This window comes from Mangrovibacter phragmitis (assembly GCF_040429585.1).
In the GTDB taxonomy this organism is placed as follows: domain Bacteria; phylum Pseudomonadota; class Gammaproteobacteria; order Enterobacterales; family Enterobacteriaceae; genus Mangrovibacter; species Mangrovibacter phragmitis.
Map to the genome: position 1 here is coordinate 4087277 of NZ_CP134782.1, position 11972 is coordinate 4099248.

Genomic DNA, 11972 nt, shown 5'->3' on the forward strand with positions numbered 1-11972 from the left:
ATCTCAAAATATTAATAAACATGTCAGGAACGCTTTAAGTGCAGAGAATGTTACCAGTATCATGTTACCGGTATCAGCACAGAACGAAGGGTTTTCCTTTTCGTACTACGCTCAAGTTCATAGGGGTTATTCCATGACAGAATTAACACACGCATATAGTGCAGGCACCCTTCTGGGGATTGCTGCTGCCTCGGTAGTTGTTCTTCTAATCCTCATTATGCGTTTCCGGGTACATGCATTTCTGGCCCTCACTCTGGTCAGCATTCTGGTGGCGCTGGTAACAAAAGTGCCTTTCGACAAAGTGGTTCCCACGCTGTTAAATGGATTTGGCAGTACACTGGCGAGTGTAGCCTTGCTGGTGGGTCTGGGTGCCATGATTGGCCGGCTGCTTGAGGTTTCTGGTGGAGCGCAAGTTCTCGCAGACACCCTGGTTAACAAGTTTGGTGAGAAGCGCGCACCACTGGCAATTGGTGTTGCCTCGCTGATGTTCGGCTTTCCTATCTTTTTCGATGCAGGCCTGGTGGTGATGCTGCCAATTATCTTCAGCGTGGCGAAGCAATTCGGTGGTTCCACCCTGAAATATGCTTTCCCGGCTGCCGGTGCTTTTGCAGTCATGCATGCGCTGGTTCCGCCCCACCCAGGCCCGGTTGCCGCCAGTGATTTACTGGGTGCCAATATTGGTCTGTTGGTTATCCTTGGCCTGATTATCGCTATCCCGACCTGGTATATCGGTGCGTACCTCTACGGGCAATATGCTGGCAAAAAATTTGACGTGAAATTACCGTCATCATTTTTGGGTGACATTGAACGTGACGCGTCGCATCAGCCCCCCTCTTTCGGCATGGTAATGACAATTCTGATGCTGCCGCTGATCCTTATCTTTTTAGATACAGGCCTGAATACGGCAACCGTTATCGGCTGGGTTTCAGCAGATAACACACTGGTACAAATCTTACGTATGCTGGGTAAAACACCGGTAGCCCTGCTGATTACTGTGTTCTTCGCACTGCAAGTTTTCAGTGGCAGCCGTAGCCGCCAGCACCTGGAAAAAATCTGTGATGGTGCGCTGGGGCCAATTTGCGCCATCGTGCTGGTAACCGGTGCCGGTGGGATGTTTGGTGGTGTACTGCGCGCCAGTGGTATTGGTAATGCGCTGGCCGATGTTCTGAGCAACATTGGGTTACCGCTGATTGTCGCAGCATTTGTTGTGTCGGCAATTTTGCGTGTGGCTCAGGGTTCGGCAACGGTTGCGTTAACCACCACAGCGGCACTGGTTGCACCGATGGTGCAGGCAACACCAGGCCTCAGCCAGTTCGACCTGTGTTTTATTGTGATTGCTATCGCAGGCGGCGCTACCGTGCTGTCACATGTGAACGACTCAGGCTTCTGGCTGGTTGGTCGTTTCCTTGAAATGGATGAGAAAACCACACTGAAAACCTGGACTGTAATGGAGACCTTGCTGGGAACAATTGCTTTCCTGCTGGCAGCCCTGGGGAGTCTTATCCTGTAAGCCTGTACCTGAACGGTTCCGGTAACGCCCCGGTATGGCAGCTTTACCGTTAGTTACCGTAAAAGTAAAAAAAGGCTGCCAACAAATGGCAGCCTTTTTACTGTATGAACAATTAATTATGCTGTTTTGGTGCGAATCAGGTAATCAAATGAGCTCAGAGACGCTTTTGCCCCTTCGCCAGTCGCAATGATTATCTGCTTGTACGGCACGGTGGTGCAGTCACCCGCAGCGAATACCCCTTTCACACTGGTTTCGCATTTCGCATCAATAATAATTTCACCCATGCGGTTGCATTCAACAACCCCGTCAAGCCAGGTGGTATTAGGCAGTAAACCAATCTGCACAAAAATCCCGGCCAGTGACAACTGATGCACATCACCACTATTACGGTCACGGTATTCAAGGCCGGTCACTTTAGTGCCATCGCCTTTCACTTCCGTGGTTTGCGCATTCAGAATGATATCCACGTTGCTCAGGCTTCGCACTTTGTCCTGCAATACCTGGTCGGCTTTCATTTCTGGCGCGAACTCAAGCAAGGTGACATGTTCAACCACACCTGCAAGGTCAATCGCCGCTTCAACACCCGAGTTACCACCACCAATCACGGCAACACGTTTACCTTTAAACAACGGGCCATCACAGTGCGGGCAATACGTTACGCCGCGAGTACGGTACTGGTCTTCACCAGGAACCCCCATATTGCGCCATTTGGCACCGGTTGCCAGAATGATGCTGCGTGCTTTCAGCGTTGCACCGGATGCCGTCTGAATCTGATGCAGGCCACCTTCAACATCTGCCGGGATCAGTTTCGCCGCACTCTGGCTGTCAATCACATCCACATCATAATCATCAACATGGGATTTAAGCGCACCCGCCAGTTTTGCACCTTCGGTTTTCGGCACTGAAATATAATTTTCGATATCTACTGTATCAAGGATCTGGCCGCCAAAGCGCTCCCCCATCAACCCGGTACGAATACCTTTACGTGCAGAGTAAACGGCTGCGGCAGCGCCTGCCGGGCCGGAGCCCACAATCAACACATCATAAGCATCGCGCTTGCTCAGCTCTTCTGCAGTGCGTTTTTCTGCACCGGTATCCACTTTGGCGACGATTTCTGCCAGAGTCATGCGCCCCTGACCAAATTCCTGACCATTCACAAACACCGCAGGAACACCCATGATGTTGCGTTCAGTTATCTCATTCTGATAAACACCGCCATCAATCGCAGTATGTTTAATACGCGGATTGAGGATAGCCATTAAATTCAGTGCCTGAACAACATCCGGGCAATTGTGGCAAGAGAGCGAATAGTAAGTTTCAAATTCAAAATCACCGTCGATATCGCGGATCTGCTCAAGCAGAGCCTGCGCTTCTTTTGACGGGTGCCCACCGGTCCACAGCAATGCCAGCACCAGTGAGGTAAATTCGTGTCCCAACGGTGAACCAGCAAAACGCGGCCCCTGTTCACTGCCTGGGTTAGTTATCAGGAACGACGGTTTACGTACATTCCTTGTGTTGTCTTCTTTAACAGAAACTTTGTCAGATAATTCCGCTATTTCTGCCAGAAGCTCCTTGATTTCAGCGGACTGTGCACTGTCATCCAGTGTGGCAATCAACTCAACAGGTTTAGTCAGACGCTCAAGGTAACCCTTAAGCTGTGTTTTCATGGTTGCGTCGAGCATGTTTATCTCCCTGGCAAGAAATTCGGGTGCCAGGCACCCGAATGCGTTGATTCATCGCCCGTCAGTTCGGGCGATTTTTTTGACCAGTGCAAGTGGCTATTACAGCACTTGCACCAGTGAGGTGTGGTAATTAGATTTTACCAACCAGGTCCAGAGACGGAGCCAGAGTGGCATCGCCTTCTTTCCATTTAGCCGGGCAAACTTCGCCTGGGTGAGTCGCAACGTACTGAGCCGCTTTCACTTTACGCAGCAGGTCAGAAGCGTCACGGCCGATGCCTTCAGCAGTAACTTCGATAGCCTGGATGATGCCTTGTGGGTCGACGATGAAAGTACCGCGGTCAGCCAGACCTTCATCTTCACGCATATTTTCGAAGTTACGGGTCAGGGTGCCGGTCGGGTCGCCGATCATCGCGTATTTGATTTTAGCGATGGTGTCAGACTCGTCGTGCCATGCTTTGTGAGTGAAGTGGGTATCAGTCGATACAGAGTAAATATCAACACCCAGTTTCTGGAATTCGTCGTAGTGGTCAGCTACGTCGCCCAGTTCTGTCGGACATACGAAGGTAAAGTCAGCCGGGTAGAAGAAGAACACGCTCCAGCGTCCTTCAACACTCTTTTCGGTAACTTCGATGAATTCACCGTTTTTAAATGCCTGGTTTTTGAAAGGTTTAATTTTGGTATTAATTAAGGACATCTATACTTCCTCCGTGTTATCGACGGGATATAAAGTAGCGAATATTCGTCACTTCAGCCAATGCGTTTACGTTATCAAATCAATAAGCAATACCTACTATGCACGCTTATTGTTGCAACCTGACGTATGAACCGCCAGACCAGCACGCCCTGTCGGGAGCCTTAAAATAAAAAGGCCACCCGGAAGGCGGCCCGAGACTGAAATACCACTCAGTACTTCAGTGCCATAGCTGGCGTATACTGTCACTCCATTTTTCAGGCGTAACAACTCAAGATTACACCATCTGTCTGGCTGGCGGACAATGCTTCCGGCCTTACATCCTGCCTATGGCTGTGATTGGTTTTACATATCAAACAAGCCGAGGCTCCTTTTCTCCGGCATAAGCCTGTCTGTATATAACAGTGGCTATGGTGCCGGGCCTGTAATACAGGCATAAATAACCATACATAAAAAAGGGAATATAAATCAAGAACGCGCTCACCATCCGGGCATTATCTGTGGCAGTCACATGCAAAAAGTTATTAGCAGCACAGCATGTAACCGTTGAACAACAAAAAACCAAAAACAAGAATTATCCATATTCACAACCTCTAAAAACCGGCCACTCCGCTGCTTAAAAGGTGAGTAAAATCGCGGCTCACCTTATATACCGGAAAGATTTCGTGATGTAACACATGCTTTCATTATGGAACGCACATCACAAAACAACATGCTGAAGCACAATAATCCATATCACTGACGATTTAAGCCAGACGCAAATAAACGGAAATACCGTACCGTAGCCTCATAAAAACAACCCTATGCTGGAGTTACACTATGTCTTATGTCAGCGAAACAGGCGATATACTGTCCATCCAGGCACAAAGAGCGCGCCGGATGAATCTGTTTGTCTCGATCTCAGCTGCCGTGGCTGGCCTGCTGTTTGGTCTGGATATCGGCGTTATATCAGGTGCTCTGCCTTTTATTACTCACTACTTCACCTTAACCAGCCAGGCACAGGAATGGGTTGTCAGCAGTATGATGCTCGGTGCGGCGCTGGGAGCACTTTTTAATGGCTGGTTATCTTTCCGTTTGGGCCGCAAATACAGCCTGATGGCGGGCGCAATTCTGTTTATACTCGGTTCGCTTGGCTCAGCGATGTCCACCAACCTGGAAATCCTTCTGCTATCCCGTGTTGTGCTGGGAATTGCGGTTGGGATTGCCTCTTACACCGCGCCACTGTATTTGTCTGAAATGGCATCAGAGAATGTACGTGGCAAAATGATCAGCATGTACCAGTTGATGGTGACACTGGGTATCTTGCTGGCGTTCTTATCAGATACTGCTCTGAGTTATAGCGGTAACTGGCGCGCCATGCTCGGTGTTCTGGCACTGCCGGCACTCGCTTTACTGGTGATGGTGGTATTCCTGCCAAACAGCCCACGCTGGCTTGCGGCAAAAGGCCAGCACAACCAGGCAGAAAAAGTACTGCATATGCTGCGCGATTCCTCAGAAAAAGCCCGCGAAGAACTGAATGAAATCCGTGAAAGCCTGAAAGTTAAACAAGGTGGCTGGGCACTGTTTAAAAGCAACCACAACGTGCGCCGTGCGGTATTCCTGGGGATGTTGTTGCAGGCAATGCAGCAATTTACCGGGATGAATATCATCATGTATTACGCGCCCAAAATTTTCCAAATGGCGGGGTTCACCAGTACTCAACAACAAATGATGGCCACGGTGGTTGTTGGGCTGACCTTTATGCTTGCTACATTTATTGCCGTGTTCACTGTTGATAAATCCGGGCGTAAACCTGCACTGAAAATTGGTTTTACGGTGATGGCGCTGGGGACACTGATTCTCGGCTATTGCCTGATGCAGGTAGAAGGTGGGCACAGCTCTGGCGCACTGTCCTGGTTGTCTGTTGGTATGACTATGATGTGTATTGCAGGTTATGCCATGAGTGCTGCACCGGTCGTGTGGATCCTGTGCTCTGAAATTCAGCCGTTGAAATGCCGTGACTTTGGTGTGACCTGCTCCACCACTACCAACTGGGTTTCCAATATGATTATTGGGGCCACTTTCCTGACACTGCTCGACAGCATTGGCGCCGCGGGTACCTTCTGGCTGTATACCGCGCTGAACGTTCTGTTCATCATTGTCACCTTTGTACTGATTCCGGAAACCAAAAACGTCACACTGGAACATATTGAACGTAATCTGATGACCGGTAAAAAACTGCGCGATATCGGCCAGTAATAACCCACCCCCAAAAACCTGGCGCTGTTACCGGCGCCAGGTTTTTCATATTACAACCACCAAAACAATCACAGTTTCACCAAACGCTCTGCCGCCGCATCCAGCGTTGCTTCCTGCTTGGCAAAGCACAGGCGAATCAGTTTATGGGGGAACGGGTCGGCACAGAATACAGACAACGGTATTGCCGCCACACCCTGTTCAGCCGTTAACCAGCGGCAAAAGCTCACATCATCCATATCAGAAATGGCACTGTAATCCGCCAGTAAGAAATAGGTTCCACTGCAGGGTAAAACCTCCAGGCGGCTGGCAGCTAATGCCTTAACAAAACGGTCACGTTTCGCCTGGTAAAACGCTGGCAGTGTACGGTAATGTTCCGGTTCTGCCTCCAGCATATCTGCCAGGGCCAGTTGTGCCGGAGTATTCACCGAAAATGTCAGGTACTGGTGAATTTTACGGATCTCCACACTGATGGCAGCAGGAGCCACACAGTAGCCCACTTTCCAGCCTGTCATATGGTAAGTTTTACCAAATGATGATACCGCCACAGCGCGCTCACGCAACGCTTCATGCGCCAGTACACTGGCATGGCCTTCAGGCGCAAAACAAATGTGCTCATACACTTCATCGCTCAGCACATAGATTTCCTGGTCTGCAATAGCCTGCCATAACTGGACGAAATCGCTCTGTTGCCACAGGGTTGCGGTGGGGTTATGGGGCGTATTGAGGATAACCATACGGGTTTTCGGCGTAAGCATGTTTTTGAATGCGTCCCAGTCCACCCGGAAATGCGGCGGCTGTAACGCCAGGCGCTTCACCACGCCACCAGCCAGTTCAATAGCCGGGGCATAGCTGTCGTAACTGGGGTCAAAACAAATCACTTCGTCACCGGTGCGCACTAATGCAGTAATGGCTGCATACAAGGCTTCTGTCGCTCCGGCAGTGACGGTGACTTCACTGTCAGCATCCGGCAGCCAGCCATACAACTCCGCTGTTTTGCGGGAAATGGCTTCCCGCAGTCGCTGAGCCCCGGTCATGGGCGCATACTGGTTTGCCCCCTGAGCAACATGCCAGGCAAGGCGCTCTTGTAAATAACGAGGCCCGTCAAAATCAGGGAACCCCTGAGACAGGTTAATGGCTTGGTGAAGCTGTGCCAGAGCGCTCATCTGGGTGAAAATAGTGACACCCGATGCTGGTAACTTACTTTTTGGAATCAAAGGGTTACTACTCTTCATTCTCTCCCCTTTCCGGTATTTTGTTGTAATGCTTGTGTTGCTGCAACTATAACACGATGTTAATATTTGGCAATCAAGACGCTTAGACGTCCAAATAATAATGTCATGCCCGAATAACTCCTGCACATAATAAGGAACGTAATGACACAACAACTGCAACTGGCGGAATTAGTCGCGGCCTGTCGCTGGCTCGGTGCCAAAGGCTGGGCTCCCGCAACTGGCGGCAACATGTCTTTGCGCCAGGACTCCGAATGGTGCTGGCTGAGTGAATCCGGTAAAGATAAAGGCAGCCTGACAGAAAGCGATTTTTTGCAGGTCAACATTGGCGACAATACCGCGCCCTCCGGGCGTACACCTTCTGCGGAAACCGGGCTGCATACCCTTATTTACCGCCTGTTCCCTGAAGCACAGGCGGTTCTCCATGTTCACACTGTTAACGCGACCGTGTTATCTCGCCTGGTCAAAGGCAACCGCCTGACACTTCAGGGCTACGAAATGCAAAAATCCCTGCGCGGCCAGTCGTCGCACCTGGATGCCCTGCAACTCCCGGTGTTTGATAACAACCAGGATATCAGTGCACTGGTGCAACGAATTAACTCGGAAACCAGCAAAGACGACCTGCAATGGGGGTTCCTGCTACGCGGCCACGGCCTGACCTGCTGGGGAAGAAGTGTTCAGGAAGCCCGCCGCCATCTGGAAGGGCTGGAATTCTTATTTGAATGCGAAATACTGCGCCGCCGCCTGGAGGTATTATGATTAAAGCCATCGTGACGGATATAGAAGGCACCACCAGTGATATCCGCTTTGTACACAATGTATTATTCCCTTATGCACGCCAGCATCTCGCTGCATTTATTGCCAGCCATGAGCAACAACCCGATGTTGCTGCTGAACTGGATGCCGTGCGCAACGAAATCGGCCAGCCACAAGCCACTACCCGCGAAGTGGTCAGCGCACTTCTGGCCTTTATGGATGAAGACCGCAAATCAACCCCGCTCAAAGCCCTGCAAGGCATGATCTGGCAAACCGGTTATCAGCAAGGTGACTTCACCGGTCACCTCTACCCGGATGTGCTGCCAGCACTGCAAAAATGGCAGGCTTCAGGTATTGCGTTATATGTTTATTCGTCTGGCTCTGTCGCCGCGCAGAAACTGCTGTTTGGTTACAGTGACGCAGGTGATATCACGCCGTTGTTCAGCGGGTATTTCGATACACATGTTGGCCACAAGCGGGAAACAGCTTCTTACCAGGCAATCGCCCGCAAAACGGGTTTTGCACCAGGTGAATTACTGTTTTTATCAGACATACGCCAGGAGCTGGATGCCGCGCGCGAAGCAGGCTGGCAAACCGTACAACTGATTCGTGGCGCGGCGGATAACGCCAGCCAGCACCCCCAGGTTGGCGACTTTAGCGCCATCAACCCAGAGGCATAACTGAATGAGCACACTTACCATTTATTCCGAAAACGATGCCAGCCAGGCGCTCTGGCACAGCCAGGACGCAGAGGCTATCCGCGAACAACTCAATGCCGCCGGTGTGCGTTTTGAACGCTGGGAAGCTAACCAGCCACTGGGAGAAGCGCCGACACCAGAAACAGTGCTGACAGCCTACCAGCACGAAATTGAAAAGCTGGTTGCCGAGAAAAACTACCAAAGCTGGGATGTTATCAGCATGCGCGCCAGTCACCCGGAGAAAGCGGCGCTGCGGGAAAAATTTCTCGCTGAACATACTCATGGTGAAGACGAAGTCCGTTTCTTCGTTGAAGGCGCGGGTTTATTCTGCCTGCACCTGAACGGCAAGGTTTACCAGGTCTTGTGTGAAAAAAATGATTTAATTTCTGTTCCCGCAGGCACACCACACTGGTTCGACATGGGTTCACAACCCAATTTCACCGCCATTCGTATTTTTGATAACCCGGAAGGCTGGGTGGCAAAATTTACCGGTAACCCTATTGCTGATATTTACCCGCGCATTGACTGAATCCTGCCTGCGGCCAGGCTGACTGGTTACCTGGCCGCGCCACTCTTCAGGCCTGAGCTTTAAACACCCCGTCGCGCACCTGTTCCGGGGTAATCACGCCACTGTCCAGTACCCAGCCACTAATCAGCTCTGCCGGGGTGACATCAAACGCCGGGTTGCAAACTTGCGCATTCGCTGGCGCCCACTGCACCGCGCCAAAACTCCCTGCCACGCCGGTTACTTCCACTGCCGCCCGTTGCTCAATAGGAATAGCCTCGCCATTCGGGCAGGATGAATCCAGGGTGGTAATCGGTGCCGCAACATAAAACGGAATACCGTGGTACTTTGCCAGCACCGCCAGGCTGTAAGTGCCAATTTTATTCGCCACATCGCCATTGGCGGCAATGCGGTCAGCACCCACCCATACAGCATCCACCTCGCCTTTTGCCATCAGGCTGGCCGCCATGGAATCACAAATCAGTTGGTAGGGGATATTCAGTTCTCCCAGTTCCCAGGCGGTTAAACGCCCGCCCTGCAATAGCGGGCGTGTTTCATCCACCCAAACCTGCTGCACATTGCCTGCCAGAAAGGCTTTGTGAATCACCCCAAGCGCAGTTCCGCACCCTGCCGTCGCCAGCCCACCGGTGTTGCAATGAGTTAACAGGCGGCTGCCGGGCGTAACTAACTTACTGCCAGCCAGAGCAATAGCGTCACACAGTTGTTTGTCTTCCTCCACCAGCCGCCAGGCTTCATTAACCAAGGCACCGGCCCAGTCGCTCTGGCCCAGCGCCTGTTTCATCCGGTCGAGGTTATTCATCAGGTTAACGGCTGTTGGCCGGGCGGCGCGTAATGTTTCCAGCGCCGCCCCCAGCTTTTCACGGCTCTCACCACGTTCCGCCAGCGAAGCCAGTAACAGACTGGCAGATAGCCCTATCAGGGGCGCACCACGCACCCGTAAAGCATGGATATGGCCCACCAATAATTCGACTGTACTGGCATCCAGCCAGTTTGACTGTTGCGGTAAGGCCTGCTGGTCGAGGATCCACAGTTGGTTGTTGGCAATGCGCAAGCTGGTGGTCTGGAGATTATTCATTTTAGTTAAATCCTTGTTGCGTTGATGTGTTCTATTGTGTCAGGATGGAAAGCGGATGTATAGACGTCTGAACGGCTTATTAACCAGAATGCCAGAACTGAAGAGGAAAGAAGTCACATGTCGCACTACCGCACTTTTACCGCCAGGGACGCCGTTGCCTGGGCTCAACAACATGGTGGGCTGGCGAACCCGGAAACACTGACCCATGCTGAAGAAGTGGGCGACGGTAACCTTAACCTGGTGTTTAAGGTGTTCGACAACGCAGGAATAAGCCGCATTATTGTTAAACAGGCGTTACCTTATGTGCGCTGCGTAGGGGAATCCTGGCCATTAACCCTCGACCGCGCCCGCCTGGAAGCGGAAACCCTTATTGCCCACTACCAGCACTGCCCACAACATACAGTCCATATTCTGCACTTTGACCCGGCACTCGCCGTCATGGTGATGGAAGATTTATCCAGTTACCGTATCTGGCGCGGCGAACTGATTCGCGGTGAATATTATCCGCAGGCCGCCAGCCAGTTAGGTGAATACCTGGCGCAGGTGCTGTTTCATACTTCCGATTTTTACCTGCACCCGCACCAGAAAAAAGCCGAAGTCGCGCGGTTTATTAACCCGGACATGTGCGAAATCACTGAAGACCTGTTTTTTAACGACCCGTACTGCCAGCACGAACGCAATAATTACCCTGCGGCACTGGAAAGCGAGGTTGCCGCCCTGCGTGAAGACACAGACCTGAAGCTTGCTGTGAGCGCCCTTAAACACCGCTTTTTCTCCCATGCGGAAGCACTACTGCACGGTGACATCCACAGTGGTTCTGTTTTTGTCGCCAAAGGCCGCCTTAAAGCCATTGATGCCGAATTTGGTTTCTTCGGCCCCGCCGGGTTTGACCCGGGTACAGCAATTGGCAACCTGTTGCTCAATTACTGTGGATTACCCGGTTTGCTCCCGCTGCGTGAAGCCGCCGATGCACGCGAGCAACGCCTGGCGGATATTTGCGAATTTTGGCACACCTTTACGGAGCGCTTCCAGGCACTGGCGCGCGAGAAAACCCGTGACCAGGCGCTGGGTTGCCCCGGTTACACCAGCCAGTTCCTGAACAAAGTGTGGCACGATGCGATTGGCTATGCAGGTACGGAGCTTATCCGCCGCACTGTAGGGTTATCCCATGTAGCTGATATCGACACCATTACCGATGACGCCATGCGCCTTGCCTGCCAGCGCCAGGCGCTGGCACTGGGTAAGGCGTTGATTCTGATTGCAGATAAAATTGACAACGTGGAAGAGTTTATCGCGCGGGTGCGGCAGTACAGTTAACCCCGTTCAGGGTGAAGAGAGTCACTTACCAATGGCTCTCTCCCTCTGGCAGTAATATATTGCTCCACTGCGGTGAACATCGCTCCAGACGATATCAACGCTGGCGTACCGTAAATCAGCCCAGGTACTGAAAATTGACAGCCCGGCGTTACAGCCAGTGCTGCAGATATTCGCTGCGCATCCACCAACACATCACAGGGCTGAATAACCTGAGGCCTGGTCAGCCGCATATTGCGGCTGTATTCGGGTT

Annotated in this window: 10 protein-coding genes; 6 read left to right on the forward strand and 4 right to left on the reverse strand. The window is 51.7% G+C overall.

Annotated features, from left to right (window positions below; genetic code table 11):
• The first annotated feature begins 133 nt into the window (after nucleotides 1-133).
• A complete protein-coding gene (locus MPHASIOC01_RS19880; RefSeq protein WP_064599774.1) occupies nucleotides 134-1510 on the forward strand; it encodes a GntP family permease in 1377 nt (458 codons plus the stop codon).
• Between the two features lie 116 nt (nucleotides 1511-1626).
• On the opposite strand, the gene ahpF is transcribed toward MPHASIOC01_RS19880, so the two are convergent.
• Entirely contained in the window at nucleotides 1627-3192 is a 1566-nt protein-coding gene (ahpF, locus tag MPHASIOC01_RS19885) for an alkyl hydroperoxide reductase subunit F (RefSeq protein WP_353613119.1), read from the reverse strand.
• Nucleotides 3193-3322: 130 nt separating this feature from the next.
• Nucleotides 3323-3886: an alkyl hydroperoxide reductase subunit C gene (gene ahpC / locus MPHASIOC01_RS19890; protein ID WP_064599601.1), complete on the reverse strand. Its 564-nt coding sequence runs from the start codon at nucleotides 3884-3886 to the stop codon at nucleotides 3323-3325.
• Between the two features lie 816 nt (nucleotides 3887-4702).
• On the opposite strand from ahpC, the gene MPHASIOC01_RS19895 reads away from it, so the two are divergent.
• Entirely contained in the window at nucleotides 4703-6121 is a 1419-nt protein-coding gene (locus MPHASIOC01_RS19895; protein WP_064599599.1) for a sugar porter family MFS transporter, read from the forward strand.
• Nucleotides 6122-6189: 68 nt separating this feature from the next.
• Here the strand turns inward: MPHASIOC01_RS19895 and MPHASIOC01_RS19900 are convergent, their stop codons facing one another.
• Nucleotides 6190-7353 carry a pyridoxal phosphate-dependent aminotransferase gene (locus tag MPHASIOC01_RS19900; RefSeq protein ID WP_353613120.1) on the reverse strand — a complete coding sequence of 388 codons (1164 nt, stop codon included), beginning with the start codon at nucleotides 7351-7353 and terminating at the stop codon, nucleotides 6190-6192.
• Between the two features lie 141 nt (nucleotides 7354-7494).
• Between MPHASIOC01_RS19900 and MPHASIOC01_RS19905 the strand changes: the two genes are divergently transcribed.
• From MPHASIOC01_RS19905 to MPHASIOC01_RS19915, 3 genes are read left to right on the forward strand one after another with little or no spacing between them, the layout of a single operon-like run.
• Complete coding sequence (locus tag MPHASIOC01_RS19905; RefSeq protein ID WP_353613121.1) at nucleotides 7495-8109, forward strand: methylthioribulose 1-phosphate dehydratase; 615 nt, start codon at nucleotides 7495-7497, stop codon at nucleotides 8107-8109.
• On the forward strand, nucleotides 8106-8786 hold the full coding sequence (mtnC, locus tag MPHASIOC01_RS19910; RefSeq protein WP_064599593.1) for an acireductone synthase: 681 nt from the start codon (nucleotides 8106-8108) through the stop codon (nucleotides 8784-8786). The genes MPHASIOC01_RS19905 and mtnC overlap by 4 nt, the downstream gene beginning before the upstream one ends.
• 4 nt (nucleotides 8787-8790) lie before the next feature.
• On the forward strand, nucleotides 8791-9333 hold the full coding sequence (locus MPHASIOC01_RS19915; RefSeq protein WP_353613122.1) for an acireductone dioxygenase: 543 nt from the start codon (nucleotides 8791-8793) through the stop codon (nucleotides 9331-9333).
• 46 nt (nucleotides 9334-9379) lie between these two features.
• Here the strand turns inward: MPHASIOC01_RS19915 and mtnA are convergent, their stop codons facing one another.
• On the reverse strand, nucleotides 9380-10405 hold the full coding sequence (gene mtnA / locus MPHASIOC01_RS19920) for an S-methyl-5-thioribose-1-phosphate isomerase (protein WP_353613123.1): 1026 nt from the start codon (nucleotides 10403-10405) through the stop codon (nucleotides 9380-9382).
• Nucleotides 10406-10522: 117 nt separating this feature from the next.
• On the opposite strand from mtnA, the gene mtnK reads away from it, so the two are divergent.
• Nucleotides 10523-11722, forward strand: coding sequence for an S-methyl-5-thioribose kinase (gene mtnK, locus MPHASIOC01_RS19925; protein ID WP_064599587.1), 1200 nt, complete (start codon nucleotides 10523-10525; stop codon nucleotides 11720-11722).
• Nucleotides 11723-11972 lie beyond the last annotated feature (250 nt).